Origin of the sequence: Microbacterium sp. NPDC087592, assembly GCF_044743585.1 — a bacterium.
In the GTDB taxonomy this organism is placed as follows: domain Bacteria; phylum Actinomycetota; class Actinomycetes; order Actinomycetales; family Microbacteriaceae; genus Microbacterium.
The window spans coordinates 1,544,935-1,564,738 of the sequence record NZ_JBIUWT010000001.1 but is presented as its reverse complement, the minus strand read 5'-3'; the positions used below and the strand labels follow the sequence as shown (position 1 = coordinate 1,564,738).

Here is a 19,804-nt window from a genome sequence, read left to right as displayed (position 1 = left end):
CCTCGAACCGGATTTCCGAAGGGCGGATGCTGCGGCATCCGCCCTTCGTCGTCCCCCGGTGTGATCGGCGCTCAGACGACGCCGGTGGTGCCGAGGAGCGTGCCGATCAGCCAGGTCGCGGCGAGAGCGAGCGCTCCACCGATGACCAGTCGGATAGATGCCCTCAGGGGCGGGGACCCGCCGATCCGCGCCGACAGTGAACCGGTGATCGCGAGGGCGATCAGGACGGCGATGAAGGTGATCGGAACACGCCACTCGGGCGGCGGCAGCAGGATGGCGAGTAGCGGGAGCAGAGCTCCGAGCGTGAAGGCGACCGCCGAAGAGAGCGCCGCGTGCCACGGATTGACGAGATCGTCCTGGTCGATGCCCAGCTCGACCTCCAGGTGGGCGGAGAGCGCATCGTGTGCGGTGAGCTCCTCGGCGACCTGACGTGCGGTCTCCTCGGAGAGGCCCCGGTCGCGATAGAGCTCGGTGAGTTCGGCCAGCTCGGCGGCCGGCATGGTGCGCAGCTCCTCACTCTCCTTCGCGATCAGCGCGCGTTCACTGTCGCGCTGGCTGCTGACCGAGACGTACTCTCCGAGCGCCATCGAGATCGCCCCGCCGACCAGTCCGGCGATCCCCGCGGTGAGCAGGGCCGCGTTGTCGGTCGTCGCGCCCGCCACGCCCACGACCAGTGAGGCGACCGAGACGATGCCGTCGTTCGCGCCGAGCACTCCCGCGCGCAACCAGTTCAGTCGTTGGCCGAGACCTGCGCCGTGAGGTTCACCTTCGTGGGCTGCCATGCGGCCAGTGAAGCAGATGGACAGCGCGCTCGATAGGGGCGGAAAGCACCCACGACGGGTTATGGAAAACCCGAAGCGGAGTGTCCGGCTGACTCGGTGTCATGCGTGTCTACCCCGCCGTACCTTGGAACCATGACCACTCAGACTGCGACCCCGGCTCCCGCCACGGCGGTGAAGCCGCCGTTGCGCATCTTCCTCACGATCCTGCACCTCGCAGGCGTCGGCGCGCTCGGCGGCGCCATCTTCGGCATGCTCGGCGGACTCCTCGGCACCGGCCTCGGTCTGCTCTTCGCCGCCGGCATCGGCCTCGTGCTCCTCGTCGGACTCGTGTACGCCCTGTACGGACTCGGGTGGTTCGAGGTCGCCCGTGTCGGTGCCCTCTACCGCACCCCGATCACCCCGTTGCGACTGCAGCAGCGTGACCGCCCCGGGTTCGTCGGCTGGCTGCGCTCCCTCGGACGACAGGCGATCGACCCCCGCATGTGGCGAGCGGTCGCGAACTTCGCCATCTCGGCCGTGCTCGGTTTCATCGTGCTGCGGCTCGCCTGGAGCCTGGTGTGGTCGATCATCATCTCCTTCGCCCCGCTCACCGCGGCGGACGCGGTCATGGGACCGTTCGGCGGCGGAGGCATCCCCGTCGCCTGGGCACCGCTGGTCGGCATCCTCGGCATCGCGGCCTCCGTGGTCGGGATGATCGGCCTGGCGCTGCTGCACCGCACGCTGTCACTGGCGATCGTCGTCCGCAGCAAGGAGACGGAGCTCACCGAACGCGTCCGCACCTCGACCGCCCAGCGGGAAGGAGCGGTCCGGGCCGCCGATCTGGAGCGCACGCGCATCGAGCGCGACCTGCACGACGGTGTCCAGCCGCGGCTCGTCTCCGTCGGCATGACGCTCGGGCTCGCTCAGCAGAAGATCGACAGCGATCCGGACACCGCCAAGGAACTCATCAACGAGGCGCACACCTCGACCAAGGCGGCCATCACGGAGCTGCGGCAGCTCGCCCGCGGCATCCACGCGTCCGTGCTCGACGACCGCGGCCTCGACGCCGCGCTGTCGGCTCTCGCCAGCCGGTCGCACATCCCCGTGCACCTCGATGTGCGCATGGACGGACGCTGCAGCCGTGAGGCCGAGGCCGCCGTGTACTTCTCGATCGCGGAATCACTGACCAACGCCGCGAAGCACTCGCGGGCCAGTGAGGCCCGAGTCATCGTGCGGCTCCGCGAGGGGAACACGCTCTGGGCGCGGGTCGAGGACAACGGTATCGGCGGCGCGCAGGTACAGCCGGGTGGCGGCCTCGACGGCATCGCGAACCGCATCCTCGCCGCCGGCGGGACGTTCCGCCTCGACAGTCCGCAGGGCGGACCGACCAGCCTGGAGGTGAACGTACCGTGCGCATCCTGATCTGCGAGGACTCCGTCCTCCTCCGAGAAGGACTGGTCCGTCTGCTCGAGGACGCCGGCCACGAGGTGGTCGCCGCTCTCCCCGACATCGAGGGTCTCGACCAGGCCGTCGCCACCACGGCACCCGACCTGTGCATCCTGGATGTCCGGCTGCCTCCCACGTTCACCGATGAGGGGATCCGCGCGGCGCTCGGACTGCGGTCGACGCACCCGTCGCTCGCCATCCTCGTGCTGTCGCAGTATGTGGAGGAGCGCTACGCCTCCGACCTGATCGCGGCGCAAGGGGGTCCGCTCGGATACCTGCTCAAGGATCGCGTCGCCGATGTCTCGGAGTTCCTCGCCTCAGTGCAGCGCATCTCCGAGGGTGCCACGGTGCTCGACCCCGAAGTGGTGGCGCAGCTGCTCACGCGGCGCAACCGTGACGACAGGATGATGCGTCTCACGGAACGGGAGCGCACCGTGCTCGCGCTGATCGCGGAGGGGAAGTCGAACCAGGCGATCGCCGGTCTCCTCTTCCTCTCCGAGGCGAGTGTCGAGAAGCACATCACCGCCATCTTCCAGAAGCTGGGCTTCGAGCAGGACGAGTCGGGCAACCGCCGCGTGCTCGCCGCCCTCGCCCACATCGAGAACACCGGTGGCTCGACGCCGCCGACCGGCCAGACAGGAGTGGCACGATGACCACTGACAACAACGGCGCCCCGGGCGAGCACACCCCGCTCACCCCGCCGCCCGCTTCTCCCCCGCCCGCTTCCGCACCACAGACGCCGGCACCCCCGACGCCCGCCCCGCCGGCGGCTCCGACGCCTCCCCCGCCCGGTGCTTCGGGTGGTCGCTCCTCGGGAACGACGGCGGTCATGGTCATCACGGCCGTGGTCGGCGGCATCGCGCTGCTCGGTGCCGGAGGAACGGCGGCTGCGGCCGCGGCCGGGAACATCGTGTCCTCGAGCCGTCCGGACTCGGTGCAGACCGTGGGCGTGGACGGCATCGAGGGGATCGACGTCGATGCGGATGCGAGCACCATGCGTGTCGAGTTCGGCGATGTCGATGAGGCACAGCTCTCCATCACCAACGGCCGCGGCACCGCGTGGACCTTCGACCGCGACGGTGACGAACTGATCGTCCGGAGCCCCGACGGGGTGTTCGGCTGGTGGTTCGGCAACTGGTTCGGTGACGAGGAGATCGCCGTTCTCACGCTGCCGGAGAGCCTGCGCGGCGACGCCCTGGATGCCGATCTCAATCTGGACGCGGGCAGCCTGGACGTCGTGGGTGACTTCGGAGTGCTCGAGGTGCGCGTCAACGCCGGTGCCCTCGACGTGGAAGGGTCGGCCAGAGAGCTCGACGCGGAGATGAACGCCGGTCGCGCCGACATCCTCCTCGACGGAGTCACCCGCGCCGACCTCGGCGTCTCTGCGGGCGATCTCACGGTCGAGCTGACCGGCACGGCACCCTCGGAGACGACGATCGAGGTCAATGCCGGGACGCTCGATCTGACCGTGCCGGACGTCGAGTACGCGATCACCCAGGACGTCAGTGCCGGCACATTGAACGCCAAGGTCGACGAGGGCTCCAGCGCGCGAAGGACCATCGACGTGTCGCTGTCCGCGGGCACCGCGACCATCCGTCCCGGCCGCTGAACACCGTCGAGGGTGGGGACTCTCCCGGGTCCCCACCCTCGATTCGGATTTTCCGTGTTTCTCCGGTAAAGTCTTGGAGGTTGACGGGGCTATAGCTCAGGCGGTTAGAGCGCTTCACTGATAATGAAGAGGTCCCAGGTTCAAGTCCTGGTAGCCCCACCCTTTAACTCAAGAAATTCCCTCACGGGGCCTTAGCTCAGTTGGTAGAGCGCCTGCTTTGCAAGCAGGATGTCAGGAGTTCGAATCTCCTAGGCTCCACAGGAGCGAGAAGCCCCCGGCAGTTGCCGGGGGCTTCTTCTGTTCGGGCGTCCCTGCCTCACTCGACCGGACGCAGATCCCGCAGAATCGTCGCCTGCCGGACGAGGAACGTGCGCTCGTCGAGCTTCTTGCGGCGCAGCCAGCCGGTCACCTCGTCGTTGTGCTTGCTGGCGTTGCAGGATGCGCAGGCAGGGACGACATTCTCGAGCGTGTAGCGGCCGCCGCGCGAGATGGGTTGGATGCAGTCGCGCTGCAACGCGGCCCCCTCGCCTCCGCAGTAGGCGCATCCGCCCCAGGCCTCCATGAGGTCGTGCCACTGCGCATCGGTGAGGTCGTTATCGACTTTGGCGAGGCGGTTCGTCCGACGCTTGGCGTATCGCGCACGTGTCGCCGGTGACGCGTTGGCGGAGGAGACCTTGCGGGGGCGGCGCATGCGCTGATGCTACCGCGGAGATCCTCGGCCTGAAGTCAGGCCGAGCCGACCGACACGAGGTCGTGCGGGGCGACGTTCAACCGCTCGCCGCCGTCGGCCGTGACGATCACGATGTCCTCGATGCGTGCGCCCCACGCGCCGGCGAAGTAGATGCCCGGCTCGATGCTGAACGCCATCCCTTCCCGCAGCACCAGGTCGTTGCCGGGCGCGATGTAGGGCTCTTCGTGCACCGAGACGCCGATGCCGTGGCCGGTGCGGTGCAGGAACGCCTCGCCGAGACCCGCTGCGGTGAGCACGTCCCGCGCGGCAGCGTCGACCTGTGCCGCCGTCGCCCCGGGGCGAACGGCATCCACCGCCGCCTGCTGCGCGCGCACGAGAACCGCGATGCGCTCGGCCGCTTCCGGGTCAGGGCTGCCGACGACGTAAGTCCTCGTGCTGTCGGAGTTGTAGCCGCTCGGGACCGCGCCGCCGATGTCGACCACGACGACGTCGCCCTCTTCGATCATCCGGTCCGAGACCTCGTGGTGCGGGTCGGCACCGTTCGGACCCGATCCGACGATGACGAACTCGACCGTGCGGTGGCCCTCCGCCACGATGGCCTCCGCGATGTCGGCCGCGACCTCGCGTTCGGTGCGTCCGGCCCGAAGCCACTCCGGCACGCGGCGGTGCACCGCGTCGATCGCGTCCCCCGCTCGGCGCAGTTCGGCGATCTCCTCGGCATCCTTGATCATGCGTCCTTCGCGGAGCACGGGTGTCGCCAGCTCGAGACGCACGCCGAGACGCTCGCCGATCGGGACGACGTGCAGCGCGGGCAGCGCATCCGAGACGCCGACGCGGGAGACCGTACCCACGGCCTCGGTCACGAGCGCGTACGGGTCTTCGCCGTCGACCCAGTCGGCGACCGCGAGTCCGAGCTCACCGACAGCGGTGGTGCGAACCTTCGCGAGCTCCATCCGCGGCACGACGACCGTCGGAGCGATGTCGGGGCCGATCACCAGGGCCGTCAGTCGCTCGATCGTGTCGCCCTCGACGCCCAGCAGATACTGCAGGTCGGGGCCAGGCCCGACGATGATCGCATCCAGCCCGGATTCGGCGGCGAGGGATGCGGCGCGGGCGAGGCGTGCGGCGTACACGGAGGCGGGGAAGGGCAGTGTGCTCACGGGTTCCACGCTACTGCGCGGGTACGCGCGACGGCACCCGCGTTCCGTGGACCCGGCATCAACCGGCGCGCACGGCGCGGGGCGGGACTCCGTACTGGGCGCGGAACACACGGCTGAAATGCGCCGCATCGACGAAGCCCGCACTCATCGCGATCTCGGCGATGGAGCGGTGCGTCTGATACGGGTCGGTCAGCGCGTCGTAGCAGCGCTGCAGTCGGCGTCGCCGGATGACCGTGGAGACCGAGGCCCCCTGCTCACTGAACATCGAGTGCAGATGCCGCACCGAGATGTAGTGCGCCGCCGCGATCTGGGACGGAGACAGCTCGCTGTCGGCGAGGTGCACGTCGATGTACGTGAGGATGTGCGTCAGCGTCGTGGAATGCGCGCTCACCGGCCCGTCGGTCGCGACGAGGTTCGCCTCGAGCACGGTGCTGAGCATGTCGACCGCGGTCCGCAGCATCCGTCGGGCGATGCGGCTGTCGAGGTGGTGTGCACCTTCCGCGAGCGAGCCGAGGTAGGGACCGACCATCGCACCCAGCGCTCCACCGGCATTCAGGCGCGTGGCGGTGATGCGGCTGGTGTCCTCCGTGGGGATGTCGAGGAGGACCTTCGGGAACATCACCACCGACATCTGCACGGCGTCATCGAAGAGCAGGGAGTACGGACGGTCGGTGTCGTAGAGCGCCATGTCGCCGCTGCCGAGTGCGGTCTCGCGTCCGTCCTGCACGATCATGCCGCTCCCGCGCTCGATGCGGGAGAACTTGAAGTACTGCTGCGGGGCGCGGGAGATGAGGGAAGGAGTGCGATGCACGCCGTGCCCGTCGGCGTCGATCGCGAAGACGTGGATGTCGCCGGCAGCGGTGGCGTCGATCGCACCCCGGAAGCGATCCTGCTCCGGCGCTGTCACGTCGAGCGCGACGACGGCGCGGGAGACCGCATGGCGGTAGTCGAGGAACGACAGACTCTGCATCAGGGCTCACCTCACTGTGGCCGATCATATACGATGCTGCATTTTAGCATTCGTGCGCTGTGCCCGCGTAGACAAGTGTTCTGCTCTCGCCGTCAATCGACGACGGCTCCCCCTGGCGAGTATGAGGACTTACCCGAGCATCGAAGGAGCTGTGCCATGGTGACGTCCACTCCCACAACCTCGACGACGAGAACGGCCGAGCATCGGCGCCTTGGCGTCTTCGCGGTCGCATTCATGATCATCGCCGCCTCCGCGCCGCTCACCGTGCTCGCCGGCGGAGTGACCAGCGCCTACGCGGTCACGCACGTCGACGGCATCCCCTTCGGCTACATCGTGCTCGCGGTGGCACTCGGCATCTTCGCGATCGGCTACGCCGCCATGAGCCGGTTCGTCACGAATGCCGGCGCGTTCTACGCGTACGTCGCGCAGGGGATCGGTCGCCCGACCGGCGTCGGGGCCTCGGTGCTCGCGTTCCTCTCCTACAACGCCATGCAGATCGGCATCTACGGGATGCTCGGGTTCCAGATCAGCTCGTTCATCGAGTCGAAGACCGGTTGGGCGAGCCCCTGGTGGGTCTGGGTCCTCCTCACGATCGTGCTCGTCGGCGTGCTGGGAGTGCACCGGGTGGATCTCTCGGCGAAGGTGCTGGGCGTGCTCGTCGCGCTGGAGTTCGTGGCGGTGATCGTGTTCGACCTGTTCGCCTTCGGGAACCCGGCCGAGGGATTCACGGCGGCACCCATCACCCCCTCGGCGCTGTTCGTCCCGGGAGTCGGGGCCGTCCTCGCGTTCGGCATCGCCGCGTTCATGGGCTTCGAGTCGGCCGCGATCTACGGCGAGGAGTCCAAGGACCCGAAGCGCACCATCCCGCGTGCGACGTTCCTCGCGGTCTGCGTCTCCGGCATCTTCTACGCCATCTCCTCGTGGGCACTCGCGCTCGCCGTCGGCCCGAGCAAGATCACCGACCCCGCGGGCATCTCGCCGGAAGAGGCCGGCCCTCCGCTGTTCTTCAACTTCGTCGCCGAGCACCTGGGCGTCATCTGGGTCGATGTGATGTCGATCCTCTTCATCACGAGCCTGTTCGCCGCCCTCGTCAGCTTCCACAACGCGGTCGCCCGGTATGCCTTCTCGCTCGGCCGCGAGGGCGTGCTGCCCCGGGTTCTGGGTACCGTCCGCATCAAGAGCGGTGCGCCGTGGGCCGGGTCGCTCCTGCAGTCCGCGATCGCGGTCATCGTGATCGTCGGCTTCGCGATCGGCGAGCAGGGCTGGAACCCCGAGAACGGACCGTACCCGGTGATCACGCTCTTCACCTGGCTCACCAACCTCGGCGCCTTCGGACTCGTGCTGCTCCTGGTGCTCGTCTCGGTCGCGGTGATCGGCTTCTTCCGCCGCGACAGCCGAGAGGTGGGCGCCGGCAGCCGGCTGGTCGCGCCGATCATCGCCTTCGTGGCGCTCGCGATCGTCTGGGTGCTGATCCTCCTGAACTGGGATGTGCTGCTCGGTCAGGCCGAGTCCACGCCGACGACCTTCATCCTTCCCGCTGTGCTGCTCGTGCCCTCGGCGCTGGCCGTCGTGTGGGCGCTGTGGCTGCGCAGGGCGCGGCCGGAGGTCTATCGCCAGATCGGCCACGGCACCGAGCTGCCGGAGGCTCCGATCCTGGGCGAGCCCGAGCCGGTGGTCGACGCGACGAGAGGAAACCTGTGAGCACCACTGACACCAGACTGACCTTCCGGTATCTGTCCGAGCCGGACACGATCGCGGCGGGCGTCACTGACATGGGGCTGTGCGTCGACGTGATGGAGGAGACCCTGCGTCTCGTCGACGCCGGCGACTACCGGATGGGCGGACCGGACGGGAACTCGCACGGCTCGATGGTCACCTTCCCCGCCGAATCCGCCCATGAAGGCATGCCGCTCGACGGACCGCACCGACGGATGATGGCGATGCCGGCGTACCTCGGCGGCACCTTCCAGACGGCCGGCTGCAAGTGGTACGGGTCGAACATGGCCAACCGCGAGAACGGCCTGCCTCGGTCGATCCTGATGCTCACGCTGAGCGACAAGGACACCGGCGCACCTCTCGCGCACATGTCGGCGAACCTGCTGAGTGCGTATCGCACGGGCGCCGTGCCGGGAGTCGGTGCCCGCCACCTCGCGAACCCCGATGCGCGGAGCGTGGGCATCGTGGCACCCGGCGTGATGAACCGCACGACGCTCGAAGCCTTCGTGGCCGTGCGCCCCGAGCTCGACACCCTGAAGGTCGCCGGACGCAGCCGATCGAGCATCGACTCCTTCGTGGAGTGGGTGCGGCGCGAGTACCCGCAGTTCACGACGGTCACGGTCGTCGACAGTGTGGAGGATGCCGTACGCGACAGCGACCTGGTCACGATCGCCCCCACGACGCCGGCCGGTTCGGCGAACTACGTGCGGATCGAGAAGCGGTGGCTGAAGCCGGGTGCGCTGGTGAGCCTGCCCGCCGACATCATGATCGACGACGAACTGCTCCACGGAGCGCGACACGTCGCCGACTTCCGTGGGCTGTACGAGGCGTGGAGCGAAGAGGTGCCGCACCCGGCGCACGAGCACATCGGCCTCCACGGTATGTACCTGCTGGATCGCATCCGTTCGGGGGACGTGCGCGACGAGGCTCTCGAGAACCTCCCCGCGATCATGAGCGGGCAGGCAGAGGGGCGCCGAACGGAGGACGATATCTTCCTCTACTCCGTCGGCGGGATGCCGGTGGAAGACGTCGCGTGGGGGACCGTCGTCTACCGGCGTGCGATGGCCGAGGGCATCGGCACGGAGCTGCTGCTCTGGGACACTCCGGCTCTCGCATGACCGGCGTCCGTCCCCCATCGATCATTCGTCAGGAGTTCACATGAGTGCGCAGGTCAGGAAGCGGATCGTCATCGTCGGGCTGGGGGCGGTGGGTGCGCTCGCCGCGTGGCGACTGTCGCAGCGTGACGACGTCGAGGTCATCGGCATCGAGCAGTACGGCAAGGTGCACGACCGCGGCTCCTACGCCGGAGAGTCTCGGGTCTTCCGCACGGCCTATCACGAGGGCGGGCGCTACGTGCCGATGCTGCAGGAGTCACGGCGGCTGTGGCGTGAACTCGAGCAGCACTCGGGCCGGGAGCTCTACCTCGAGGTGGGCGCCCTGTCGATCGCCCAGCCCGACCGGATCGAGATGCGCACGACCCTCGACACCGTGCGCGAGTTCGACCTGCCGCACACCCTCTACGACACCGAGGAGCTGCGTCGCGCCCACCCGCAGCACAACGTGCACGACGGCGACGTCGGGGTGCTCGACCACCACGGCGGCGGCATCCGTCCCGAGGTCTCGCTGATGGCTGCGCTCGATCTCGCCGAGGCGGCCGGTGCGCAGCTGCGCTTCCACACCCCGGTGCTCGCGATCGAGGAAGAACCGGGCGGCGTGGTGGTGCGCACCCCGACCGAGGCGATCCGCGCTGACACCGTGATCCTCGCCTCCGGCTCCTGGTCCACACGGCTGGACCCCCGGCTGCACGACCTGTTGCGGTTGCAGGTCCTCGGGCTGACCTGGTTCATGCCCACGGACATCGCCGACTTCCTCCCCGAGCGCTTCCCCGCGTTCCTGCGCGACGTGGGCCCCGTGCACTTCTTCGGGGCGCCGAGCCTCGACGGCTACTCGATCAAGGCGAGCAGCAACCCGACCTGGCCGGTCGCCCGCGATGTCGACGAGGTTCCGCGGGAGTACACGCGACACGAACTCGCGAAGATCGGGCAGCAGGCGAAGGAGTTCTTCCCGTCGTTGAACCCCGAGCCCGTGCGCTCCAGCGTGCACCACTGCGCTTACACACCCGATCGCACCCCGATCGTCGACGTGAGCGAGAGCGAGCGGGTCGTGACGGTGACCGGTCTCTCGGGTCACGGCTTCAAGTTCGCGCCCGTGCTCGGGGAATGGGCTGCGCGGCTCGCCACGCGGCCGAGCGATGCCGGCATCGACCCGCACTTCTCGCTGGCCGCGCACCTCGACCGATTGGCGACCGTCGGTGCGTACCGCGGCGGCGGTCACTGAGCCCGGTCCGCGCTCTTCGGTCACGGACCGGCAAGCGCGCCGCACGGGCAGTCAAACCCCGCTCGACCCCCGAGCACAGACTCGAACTGCGCGATGAACCTGTCGCGCACCCCATCGTGAGGAGACAGTGATGTCGGAGAACGCCCCGGTTCTGGACGAGGCCGCCCTGTTGGAGCGCGTCGGCGCCGCCGAAGGTCAGGGCCGCGAAGTGGTCGACGCGGCGACGCGCGAACCGATCGGCAGGGCGCCCGTGCATACGGTCGAGGAGCTCGACGCCGCGGTCGCGCGGGCGAAGGCGGCGCAGCCCGGGTGGGATGCGCTCGGCCATGCGGAGCGCAGTGCGCTCCTGAACCAGGTGGCCGATGCGATCGACGCGAACGCCGAGCCGCTCGCCCGGCTGCTCTCGCGCGAGCAGGGCAAGCCGCTCAACGGGCCGAATGCCCGCTTCGAGGTGGGCGCGTGCTCCGCGTGGCTGCGCACCGCCGCCGCGACGCCCCTCGAGCCGGAGACCGTGGTGGACGACGGCGAGACCCATGCCGAGCTCCACTACCGCGCGATCGGCGTGGTCGGTGCGATCGGACCGTGGAACTGGCCCCTCATGATCGGCATCTGGCAGATCGCTCCGGCGCTGCGCATGGGCAACACGGTCGTCGTGAAGCCGAGCGGATACACGACGCTGAGTGTGCTGGCGCTGATCGAAGTCATGAACCAGGTGCTCCCCCGCGATGTGCTCATCGGTGTCGCCGGTGATCGCGAGGTGGGGGCCAGGATCGCGTCGCACCCCGACATCGGCAAGGTCATGTTCACGGGATCGACCGCGACCGGACGCAGCATCGTCGAGAGCTCGGCGCAGAACCTCGCCCGCCTCACGCTCGAGCTGGGCGGCAACGACGCCGGGATCGTGCTGCCGGGCGTCGACGCGACGGCGATCGCGCAGGATCTCTTCTGGGGCGCGTTCATCAACACCGGACAGACCTGTGCCGCGCTCAAGCGCCTGTACGTGCACGACTCCGTCTACGACGAGGTCGTCGACGCGCTGGCCGATGTCGCTCGGCAGACCCCGATGGGCAACGGCCTGGATGAGCAGAACGTGCTCGGTCCGCTGCAGAACCGCGCCCAGTTCGAGATCGTGCGCGACCTGGTCGACGACGCGGCGCGCAACGGCGGTCGGATCGTCACGGGCGGTGCACCCGCGACGGAGCTCGGGGAGCTCTTCTACCCGATCACGCTCGTCGCCGACGTGACCGACGGGGTGGCCCTCGTCGACGAGGAGCAGTTCGGTCCCGCACTGCCGATCATCCGTTACACCGATGTGGACGAGGCGATCGCCAGCGCCAACGGCCTCGATGTCGGACTCGGTGCATCCGTCTGGGGCGAGCGCGAGGAGGCGCGGAAGGTCGCCGCGCGCATCCAGGCCGGAACCGTGTGGATCAACTCGCACGGCGGTGTGCATCCGATGATCCCGTTCGGCGGTCACAAGTCGTCGGGCTACGGCCTCGAGTTCGGGGTCGAGGGTCTCAAGTCGGTCGCCGTGCCGCAGGTCATCAACGGCTGAGTGACAGGGTGCGCGGCCCGTGGCCGCGCACCCTTCTCGGCAGGGGCGTCAGCTGATCGCGACGCGGATGCGGTCCGCGAGGAACTCCAGGTCGGCCTTCGTGAGATCCGTGACCGCGTAGGCGGTCGGCCAGACGGTGCCGTCGTCGAGGTTCGAGATGGGCTCGAAACCGAACGTGCCGTAGCGCACCTTGAACTTGCTCGCGGGCTGGAAGAAGCAGAGCACCTTGCCGTCGCGACCCCACGCCGGCATCCCGTAGTAGGTGCGGGGCACGAGCTCAGGGGCGACCTCGGAGACGAGGGCGTGCAGCTTGTTCGAGAGAGCCTGGTCTTCGGGCGTCAGCTTCTCGATCGCCTCCTTGATGTCGGCCTCACCCGCGGCGCGCAGCTCTTCGGGCGACTTCTTCGCCCGAGAACGACGGGTGCGGGCCTCCTTCGCGGCGGCCTGCATGGCTTCGCGTTCCTCGGCGGTGAAGTTCTTCTCTTTCTCGGCCATGGTCGGTCCTCTCGATGTGCTGCTGGTGTGGGATTCAGACTACGTACGCTCGGCCGCGGTGTGCTTCTCGATTCGTGATCGATCCTCGACGGCACCTCGACTGCCAGACTGACGCCATGACGATAGTCTTCACCGGCCGCATCCGCCCGCTCTCCCCGAGCGCTGACGCCGAAGTGGAGGCGATGGCCGTCGACGACGGTACGATCGTCGCCGTCGGGACGACGGACGACCTCCTCCGCCGCTTCCCGGATGCCGAGACCACAGCCCTCGACGGCTGGGTCATGCCCGGTCTGATCGAGCCGCACGGGCATCCGGGCTTCTCCGCGATTCTGCTGTCCGATCTCGTGGTCGACCTCCGTCCCGTCGTGATCCCCGAGGCGGAAGGCGTCCTCGCGGCGCTCCGAGCGGCGGTGGCGGATGCCGGCGGCGAAGCCGTCTTCGCGAACGGGTGGGATGCTCTGCTGCAGCGCGGACTGCCCGACCCCGACATCCGCTTCCTCGACGAGCTCGCGGGCAACGTGCCCCTCGTCGTGATCCACAACTCCGGTCATTCCGTGTACTTCAACACCGCGGCCGCGCTCGCCGCGGGCCTCGATCGGAACACCCCCGATCCGGTCGGCGCCTCGTTCGGCCGTGATGCCGCGGGGGAGCTCACGGGCGTCGCCCTCGAGGCCGCGGCGGTCGAGCAGGTCGTGGCGCCGATGCTCGCGAAGGCGCAGGAGCATCTCCCCCGGATCCTCCCCGCGCACCTGCACGACCTCGCATCCCGGGGCATCACGACGGTGTCGGACCTGTCGTGGAACCCCGAGCTCAACCCGCTCATCGACGCCCTTCGTGCGCAGGGTGCCATGCCGGTGCGGCTGCGGTGGTACGAGATGTCCCGCCCCGGCGGAGTCGTGGCTCCGCCGGGTGACGGCGATCCCGTGTTCCGCCAGACCGGGGTGAAGACCTGGTCCGACGGCTCTCCGTGGGTGGGCAACATCGCCACCTCCTTCCCCTACCTCGACACCCCGGCGACCCGCTCCGTCGGGCTCGAACCGCATCACATCGGACACGCGAACTACACGGCCGAACAGCTGCGCGCGATCGCCGAACCCTATGCCGCCGCGGGCTGGCAGCTCGCCTGCCATGTGCACGGTGACCTCGCGATCGACGCGACCCTCGACGTGTACGGGCAGCTCATCCGGCAGCACGGGCTCACCGACCACCGCTTCCGCCTCGAGCACTGCGGGGCCATGACACCCGTGCAGTTCGAGCGCGCGGCGGCCCTCGGCGTCACCGTCAGTCTCTTCGTCGACCACATCACCTACTGGGGAGAGGTGCTGGTCGACGACCTCTTCGGCCCGGAGCACGGTGGCGCTTGGGCCGATGCCGGTGCCGCCTTCGCCGCCGGTCATCGGGCGACCTTCCACAACGACGGCTGGGTCACCCCCAACGAGCCCTTCCGCAACATGGCCGTCGCCGAGACCCGAACGACTCGCAACGGATACCGGATGCCCGGCGGCACGGCGGCCACCCGCGAGCAGGCCCTCCTCGCCCACACCACGAACGCGGCGTGGCAGCTCTTCAGCGAGCATGAGGTGGGTGCGCTGGCACCCGGACTCCTCGGCGACTTCATCGTGGTCGACCGCGATCCCCTCACGGTCTCGGCCGAAGACCTCGCCGCGACGCGGGTGATGGCGACCTACGTGGGCGGCGTCCGGGTCGTCTGACACGCGGTCATCCGGGGTCCCCGCTGCCGGATAGTGTGTGATCCATGGACCTGCGTGTCGCGGCGTACGCGGTCGTCACCGATGACGACGGGCGTCTGCTGTTGGCGCGGTGGACCGAGGGCCGTCGCGTCGCGTGGACCATGCCGGGCGGCGGACTCGAACCCGGTGAGTCGCCGGAGGATGCGGTGCGCCGCGAGCTCCGGGAGGAGACCGGCTACACCGTGAAGGTCGGCGAGCTCCTCGGCATCCACTCCCGGGTCATCCCCGCCGGACGCCGCGTGCAGAAGGCCGCGGATCCGCTGCACACGCTGCGCATCGTCTATCGCGCCCAGGTCACGGGCGGCAAGCTGCGCTTCGAGACCGACGGCTCGACCGACATGGCCGAGTGGTTTCCCCTGAAGTCCGTGGCCGAGCTGCAGCGCGTCAAGCTCGTCGACATCGCGATGCGCATGGCCGGAATCCTCTGAGCTCAGCGCTCCTCGGGAACCGAGATGTCGGCGACCGTCGCCCCGTACGCGGCGATGAGGTCGTCCGCCTCGACGAAGAGGCTGTACCCGTGAGCGCCGGCACCCATGGCGATGCGCTGACCCACGATGGACTCGTCGGCATAGATCGGCCAATCCGTGGTGCTGCCGATGGGAACGATGGTGCCCCGCTCGTAGCCGGTCGCCTGGAGCGCGAGCTCGGGCTCGGGCAGGCGCAGCTTGTTCACGCCGACCAGGGCGCGCAGCTTCGGCCACGAGATCGAGCGTCCGCCGGGCACGAGGGCGAACAGGAAGGTGTCGTCCGAGCGCTTGACGACGAGAGTTTTGACGATGCCGGACGGCGGGATGCCGAGCAGCTCGGCCGCCTCGAACAGGCTGCCGGCAGCGGGGCGTTCGCGGATCTCGATGTCGAGCCCGCGAGCAGCGGCCGCATCCCGCACCCGCGCATGCCGATCGCCTCCGTCACCAGAGGCGACGGAGGCGAGATCAGACGGGGTCACGCGTCGGGCGCGGCGAGCGGGTCGTCCGCGACCCAGAGCTCGTCATCGGCACGCAGCGCCTGCCATGCGGCGTAGAGCACACCGACGGCGGCAGCAGCACCGAGGATGATCGCGACGACCGAGCCGAGACCCGGGCCAGACTTCTGCTTCTTGCCGAAATCGCCCCGACGAGCCGGTGCGGCCACACCGTGGCGCTTGGCGTTCGCGACGTCCCACGCGGTGAGAGCCGAACCGACGACTCCGCCCACGATCGGGACGAACTTGTCGTCGACGACGTGCTTGCCGAGCTTCACGCCACGGTCGACGACCGGGGCGACACGGCGGTTGTACGTGTCCTGGATGACCGGCACGACCTGCTCACGATTGATGTTTCCGAGCTGACGTCCGGCCTCGCGGGCGACATCGGCGGCGTGACCGACGAGCACCTGCTGGTTCTCCCAGAGCTGGTTCGCGTCGTTCTGAAGACGACGCAGTTCCTTCTTCCGCTTGCGGCTGAGGCTCACGATGCTCTCCTGTCCATTGGAGTACGGGTTCCCCATCTTGCCACGGGAGGCTGGATACCGGGCGGGAATCGCCCGGCCCTTGCGCTGTCGGCGGATCCGGGGTACGCCGGGCGAACTCACCGAAAGCTCTGCGAGAATGAAGGCATGGCTCACGCTTCCCACGTCGCAACCCTGCACACCAACCACGGTGACATCGTCATCAACCTCTTCGGCGATCACGCACCGAAGACGGTCAAGAACTTCGTCGGCCTCGCCGACGGCACCCAGGAGTGGACCGATCCCGCCACCGGCAAGCCGGGCGAGGGTCCTCTCTACAAGGACGTCATCTTCCACCGCATCATCCCGAACTTCATGATCCAGGGCGGCGACCCCCTCGGACAGGGCGTCGGCGGCCCCGGCTACAACTTCGACGACGAGATCAACATGGAGCTCGACTTCAACAAGCCGTACATCCTCGCGATGGCGAACGCCGGCCTCCGCCGCAACGCCATCACCGGCAAGCCCGAGGGCACCAACGGCTCGCAGTTCTTCATCACGACCGACCCGACCCCGTGGCTCCAGGGCAAGCACACCATCTTCGGCGAGGTCGCCGATGACGCCTCCCGCGCCGTCGTCGACAAGATCGGTGCCGTTCCGACCAGCGGCGGAGACCGTCCGGTCGAGCCCGTCGTGCTGCAGTCGATCGACATCGTCGCGGCCTGACGACAGCTGCGGCCGATCCGGATGACCACGCCTGAGTTCACGAGCAATCGCGACAACTTCTGCTACCGGCATCCGGATCGGCAGAGCTTCGTGCTCTGCCAGCGGTGCATGCGCACCATCTGCCCCGAGTGCCAGACTCAGGCACCCGTCGGCGTCATCTGCCCGGAGTGCATGAACGCCGAGCGCAAGAACCGCACCCCCGCGCAGAAGAAGGCCCAGCGTCGGTGGGGTGCTCGCAGCGGCGGCACCATGGCGATCGCCCGCAGCGGCAAGCCGATCGTCACCTACGTACTGCTCGCCGTCACATCGTTCATCGGCCTGGTGCAGCTGATCCCCGGGATGAACGGGCCGATCACGCAGGCACTCGCTTTCTACGCGCCGTATCTCTACCCGAACCTCTTCGGTGCGGGCTTCGAGCCCTGGCGCCTCCTCTCCGTGCTGTTCGTGCACGGCAGCTTCATCCATCTCGCGCTGAACATGCTCGCCCTGTGGATGCTGGGGCAGAGCCTCGAGCCCATGCTCGGCCGCGCCCGCTTCCTGGCCCTCTATCTGATCAGCGGCCTCGGCGGATCGGTCGCGGTCGCCCTCCTCGCCCCCCTGGACCCGACGGTCGGCGCATCCGGCGCGATCTTCGGAATGCTGGCCTCGCTGTTGATCATCGGCCGCCACATCGGCGCGAACGTGACCGGGATCCTCGTGATCCTCGGCATCAACTTCGCCTTCGGCTTCTTCGCCGGTGGCATCTCCTGGCAGGCGCACCTCGGCGGTGCGATCGTCGGCGCTCTGGTCGCCCTCATCTACACCCGGACGAGGCGTCGAGACCAGCGCACCTGGCAGATCGTTCTCCTCTCCGCGCTCGTCGTCCTGTTGATCGTCGTCGTCGCCTTCATCCCGCCGCTGCTCATTTTGTCCTGATCCCGAGTTGTTAACAGGGTTGTTAACCCCTGTGAATAACACCGGTGTAATTCTCCCCAGGCTGTGGAGAAGGTTGTGGATAACTTTCGCTCGGTTCAGCTTGTGGGTCGGGCGCGGGGTCGTTCCCTTCGCTCGCAGAGCGGGTCCCTCCCGCTTCGCGGGGCCCTCCCGATGCTCGCTCCGGGAACAACCCCGCGCCCTGGCCTGAGCCGTCCCTCACTCGGAGTATGAAGAAAGGCCCCTCGCTGTGCGAGGGGCCTTTCGAGAAGAAGGAGTGGCGTCAGCGCCAACGAGTGGTCATCAGGAAGCCGATCAGAGCGATGCCGAGACCGATGGCCAGGTTCCAGTTGTCGAGACCCGGGATCGGGAACTGCATGCCCGAGATGTAGAAGACCAGGATCCACGCGAGACCGAGCAGCATGAAGCCGATCATCACCGGCTTGAACCACACCGCGTTGGGAGCGGCCTCGCCTTCGGCGCGCTCGACGACGGGTTCTTCACTCTTACGGTCACGTGCCATGCCGTCATTGTACCCATCAGACCCATGAGCCGCCGAGTCCGCAGCGTGCGAGAGACGGCGGGCTCACCGACATCCGTTCAGCGTCCCGGGATATGATCGCGCCATGACTGCATCCGTCGTGCCTGGGGGGCGACGCCCGCGGCGAGAGCGACCACGCTCTCGCGCCACCTTCGCGAGCGTGCTCGGCGAGCTCCTCCTCACCGCCGGAGTGCTCGTCCTGCTCTTCGTCGCCTGGCAGATGTGGATCGGCGACATCATCATCAGCGCCCAGAAGAACGACGAGGGCGCAGCCATCTCGCAGGAGCTCGCACAGGGCGAGGCGCCGGAGCTGCCGCCGGTCGTGGAAGAGGACGACGGCACCACCACCTACGTGCCCCCGGTGCCCGCAGCACCGGCAGACGCCACATGGTTCGGGCAGATGCACATCCCCCGTTTCGGAGCCGACTACAACTTCGGCATCTACGGCGGAACGAGCCGTGCGCGAACCCTGGATCAGAAGGGGATCGGCGTCTACAAGGACTCCAAGATGCCCGGCGAGGTCGGCAACTTCTCGATGGCGGGACACCGCACCACCTGGGGCAAGCCTTTCAACCAGCTCGACAAGCTGCAGCTGAACGACGCGATCGTCGTCGAGACTCCCGACGGTTGGTACACCTACCGCTTCCGCACGCTCGAGTACGTCAAGCCGACGCAGACCGACGTCCTCGCCGATGTGCCGCAGATGCCCGAGCAGCAGACCGGAGAGCAGTACATCACGCTCACCGCCTGCTCTCCGCTCTACTCCCTCGCCGAGCGCATCGTCGCCTACGGGGTGTTCGAGAGCTTCCAGCCCCGCGCCGAGGGGCTCCCCACCGCGCTGACCGACCCGCCGCCGCCTCCGGCCGCACCATCGGTGTGACCGTGGACGCTCACGAGGGAGAAGACTGATGTACGCCGCACTCTGGCGCCTGCTGCCCGGCCCGTGGTGGCTGCGGGTCCTCATCCTGGTCGTGGTCATCGCCGCCGTGCTCTACGGGCTGTTCTGGTACGTGTTCCCCTGGATCAGCCCGATCATCGCCCCCGGCGAGGTCGACGTCGAATGACCCGAGTTCTCGTGGTGGACAACCACGACAGCTTCGTGCACACCCTCGTCGGCTACCTCCACGAGCTCGGCGCCGAGACCACCATGGTCGAATCCGACGCGCTGGACGCCGCCGAGTTCGAGCGGATGCTCACCGGCCACGACGCCCTGTTGCTCTCCCCCGGACCCGGACGTCCCGCGGACGCGGGAGTGTCGCTCGACGCGGTGCGGATCGCCGTTCGACGGCGGATGCCGACGCTCGGCGTCTGCCTCGGACACCAGACCATCGGCGAAGCGCTCGGCACCGCGGTGAGCGAGGCGCCCGAGTTGATGCACGGCATGGTCTCCGCGGTCACGCACGACGGATCAGCGCTGTTCGCGGGGATCCCGTCGCCGTTCGACGTCGGCCGATATCACTCCCTGGCGCTCGCGGCAGCGGACCTCCCGCCCGAGATCGTCGTCACCGCCTGGACGGAGAGCGGAACGGTCATGGCGCTGTCGCACCGAGAGCTGCCGCTGCACGGCGTGCAGTTCCACCCGGAGAGCGTGCTCACCGAAGGCGGGTACCGGCTTCTCGCGAACTGGCTGGAACTCTGCGGCGACGCGGATGCCGTGGCGCGATCCGAGACCCTGCATCCACTCTCGCGCTGACATCTCGACGCGCAAT

The 19,804-nt window shown here is 68.5% G+C and carries 22 protein-coding genes and 2 tRNA genes; 16 read left to right on the top strand and 8 right to left on the bottom strand.

Going from position 1 to position 19,804, the window contains the following annotated elements; translation table 11 throughout:
* Nucleotides 1–71: 71 nt before the first annotated feature.
* Nucleotides 72–782, bottom strand: a complete 711-nt coding sequence (locus ACIOTO_RS07380; RefSeq protein WP_400857252.1) for a VIT family protein — start codon at nt 780–782, stop codon at nt 72–74.
* Between the two features lie 132 nt (nt 783–914).
* Here ACIOTO_RS07380 and ACIOTO_RS07375 point away from each other — a divergent pair, with 132 nt between their 5' ends.
* From ACIOTO_RS07375 to ACIOTO_RS07355, 5 genes are all read left to right on the top strand, one after another.
* The gene (locus ACIOTO_RS07375; RefSeq protein WP_029264199.1) at nt 915–2,183 is read left to right on the top strand and encodes a histidine kinase; all 1,269 of its coding nucleotides are present in this window, start codon (nt 915–917) and stop codon (nt 2,181–2,183) included.
* The gene (locus ACIOTO_RS07370; protein ID WP_400857251.1) at nt 2,171–2,860 is read left to right on the top strand and encodes a LuxR C-terminal-related transcriptional regulator; all 690 of its coding nucleotides are present in this window, start codon (nt 2,171–2,173) and stop codon (nt 2,858–2,860) included. The genes ACIOTO_RS07375 and ACIOTO_RS07370 overlap by 13 nt, the downstream gene beginning before the upstream one ends.
* The gene (locus ACIOTO_RS07365; protein WP_400857250.1) at nt 2,857–3,816 is read left to right on the top strand and encodes a hypothetical protein; all 960 of its coding nucleotides are present in this window, start codon (nt 2,857–2,859) and stop codon (nt 3,814–3,816) included. The genes ACIOTO_RS07370 and ACIOTO_RS07365 overlap by 4 nt, the downstream gene beginning before the upstream one ends.
* Before the next feature lie 85 nt (nt 3,817–3,901).
* Nucleotides 3,902–3,975 (top strand) — tRNA-Ile (locus tag ACIOTO_RS07360).
* A gap of 26 nt (nt 3,976–4,001) precedes the next feature.
* Nucleotides 4,002–4,074: transfer RNA gene (locus ACIOTO_RS07355), tRNA-Ala, on the top strand.
* A 58-nt stretch (nt 4,075–4,132) separates the two neighbouring features.
* On the opposite strand, the gene ACIOTO_RS07350 is transcribed toward ACIOTO_RS07355, so the two are convergent.
* The 3 genes from ACIOTO_RS07350 to ACIOTO_RS07340 are packed head-to-tail and all read right to left on the bottom strand — an operon-like array spanning nt 4,133 to nt 6,637.
* Nucleotides 4,133–4,507 (bottom strand): HNH endonuclease, encoded by a 375-nt coding sequence (locus tag ACIOTO_RS07350; RefSeq protein ID WP_400857249.1) that lies wholly within the window; start codon nt 4,505–4,507, stop codon nt 4,133–4,135.
* A 35-nt stretch (nt 4,508–4,542) separates the two neighbouring features.
* Nucleotides 4,543–5,667, bottom strand: coding sequence for a M24 family metallopeptidase (locus ACIOTO_RS07345; RefSeq protein WP_400857248.1), 1,125 nt, complete (start codon nt 5,665–5,667; stop codon nt 4,543–4,545).
* Nucleotides 5,668–5,725: 58 nt separating this feature from the next.
* Nucleotides 5,726–6,637: a helix-turn-helix domain-containing protein gene (locus tag ACIOTO_RS07340; protein ID WP_400857247.1), complete on the bottom strand. Its 912-nt coding sequence runs from the start codon at nt 6,635–6,637 to the stop codon at nt 5,726–5,728.
* 156 nt (nt 6,638–6,793) lie between these two features.
* Between ACIOTO_RS07340 and ACIOTO_RS07335 the strand changes: the two genes are divergently transcribed.
* From ACIOTO_RS07335 to ACIOTO_RS07320, 4 genes are all read left to right on the top strand, one after another.
* Nucleotides 6,794–8,338 carry an APC family permease gene (locus ACIOTO_RS07335; RefSeq protein ID WP_400857246.1) on the top strand — a complete coding sequence of 515 codons (1,545 nt, stop codon included), beginning with the start codon at nt 6,794–6,796 and terminating at the stop codon, nt 8,336–8,338.
* Nucleotides 8,335–9,471, top strand: a complete 1,137-nt coding sequence (locus ACIOTO_RS07330) for a tyramine oxidase subunit B (RefSeq protein WP_400857245.1) — start codon at nt 8,335–8,337, stop codon at nt 9,469–9,471. Before ACIOTO_RS07335 ends, ACIOTO_RS07330 begins: the two co-directional genes overlap by 4 nt.
* Before the next feature lie 40 nt (nt 9,472–9,511).
* Complete coding sequence (gene solA, locus ACIOTO_RS07325) at nt 9,512–10,690, top strand: N-methyl-L-tryptophan oxidase (protein ID WP_400857244.1); 1,179 nt, start codon at nt 9,512–9,514, stop codon at nt 10,688–10,690.
* Nucleotides 10,691–10,820: 130 nt separating this feature from the next.
* Nucleotides 10,821–12,245 carry an aldehyde dehydrogenase family protein gene (locus tag ACIOTO_RS07320; RefSeq protein WP_400857242.1) on the top strand — a complete coding sequence of 475 codons (1,425 nt, stop codon included), beginning with the start codon at nt 10,821–10,823 and terminating at the stop codon, nt 12,243–12,245.
* Between the two features lie 48 nt (nt 12,246–12,293).
* Here the strand turns inward: ACIOTO_RS07320 and ACIOTO_RS07315 are convergent, their stop codons facing one another.
* Nucleotides 12,294–12,740, bottom strand: a complete 447-nt coding sequence (locus tag ACIOTO_RS07315; protein WP_400857240.1) for a hypothetical protein — start codon at nt 12,738–12,740, stop codon at nt 12,294–12,296.
* Nucleotides 12,741–12,856: 116 nt separating this feature from the next.
* On the opposite strand from ACIOTO_RS07315, the gene ACIOTO_RS07310 reads away from it, so the two are divergent.
* Nucleotides 12,857–14,452 (top strand): amidohydrolase, encoded by a 1,596-nt coding sequence (locus ACIOTO_RS07310; protein WP_400857238.1) that lies wholly within the window; start codon nt 12,857–12,859, stop codon nt 14,450–14,452.
* Between the two features lie 44 nt (nt 14,453–14,496).
* The gene (locus ACIOTO_RS07305; protein ID WP_029264185.1) at nt 14,497–14,919 is read left to right on the top strand and encodes an NUDIX hydrolase; all 423 of its coding nucleotides are present in this window, start codon (nt 14,497–14,499) and stop codon (nt 14,917–14,919) included.
* Between the two features lie 2 nt (nt 14,920–14,921).
* On the opposite strand, the gene ACIOTO_RS07300 is transcribed toward ACIOTO_RS07305, so the two are convergent.
* Together ACIOTO_RS07300 and ACIOTO_RS07295 are read right to left on the bottom strand one after the other, a co-directional pair.
* Nucleotides 14,922–15,377 carry an aminoacyl-tRNA deacylase gene (locus ACIOTO_RS07300; RefSeq protein ID WP_181156323.1) on the bottom strand — a complete coding sequence of 152 codons (456 nt, stop codon included), beginning with the start codon at nt 15,375–15,377 and terminating at the stop codon, nt 14,922–14,924.
* 56 nt (nt 15,378–15,433) lie between these two features.
* Nucleotides 15,434–15,940: a DNA helicase gene (locus tag ACIOTO_RS07295; protein WP_400857237.1), complete on the bottom strand. Its 507-nt coding sequence runs from the start codon at nt 15,938–15,940 to the stop codon at nt 15,434–15,436.
* Nucleotides 15,941–16,084: 144 nt separating this feature from the next.
* Here ACIOTO_RS07295 and ACIOTO_RS07290 point away from each other — a divergent pair, with 144 nt between their 5' ends.
* Nucleotides 16,085–16,642: a peptidylprolyl isomerase gene (locus ACIOTO_RS07290; RefSeq protein WP_029264182.1), complete on the top strand. Its 558-nt coding sequence runs from the start codon at nt 16,085–16,087 to the stop codon at nt 16,640–16,642.
* A 21-nt stretch (nt 16,643–16,663) separates the two neighbouring features.
* The gene (locus ACIOTO_RS07285) at nt 16,664–17,557 is read left to right on the top strand and encodes a rhomboid family intramembrane serine protease (RefSeq protein ID WP_400857236.1); all 894 of its coding nucleotides are present in this window, start codon (nt 16,664–16,666) and stop codon (nt 17,555–17,557) included.
* Nucleotides 17,558–17,837: 280 nt separating this feature from the next.
* Here the strand turns inward: ACIOTO_RS07285 and ACIOTO_RS07280 are convergent, their stop codons facing one another.
* Nucleotides 17,838–18,077 (bottom strand): cell division protein CrgA, encoded by a 240-nt coding sequence (locus ACIOTO_RS07280; protein WP_091028134.1) that lies wholly within the window; start codon nt 18,075–18,077, stop codon nt 17,838–17,840.
* A 103-nt stretch (nt 18,078–18,180) separates the two neighbouring features.
* Here ACIOTO_RS07280 and ACIOTO_RS07275 point away from each other — a divergent pair, with 103 nt between their 5' ends.
* The 3 genes from ACIOTO_RS07275 to ACIOTO_RS07265 are packed head-to-tail and all read left to right on the top strand — an operon-like array spanning nt 18,181 to nt 19,788.
* Complete coding sequence (locus tag ACIOTO_RS07275; RefSeq protein ID WP_105711474.1) at nt 18,181–18,975, top strand: class E sortase; 795 nt, start codon at nt 18,181–18,183, stop codon at nt 18,973–18,975.
* A 28-nt stretch (nt 18,976–19,003) separates the two neighbouring features.
* Nucleotides 19,004–19,159 carry a DUF4175 domain-containing protein gene (locus ACIOTO_RS07270; protein WP_140403281.1) on the top strand — a complete coding sequence of 52 codons (156 nt, stop codon included), beginning with the start codon at nt 19,004–19,006 and terminating at the stop codon, nt 19,157–19,159.
* Nucleotides 19,156–19,788: an aminodeoxychorismate/anthranilate synthase component II gene (locus ACIOTO_RS07265; RefSeq protein WP_105711473.1), complete on the top strand. Its 633-nt coding sequence runs from the start codon at nt 19,156–19,158 to the stop codon at nt 19,786–19,788. Before ACIOTO_RS07270 ends, ACIOTO_RS07265 begins: the two co-directional genes overlap by 4 nt.
* The last annotated feature ends 16 nt before the right edge of the window (nt 19,789–19,804 follow it).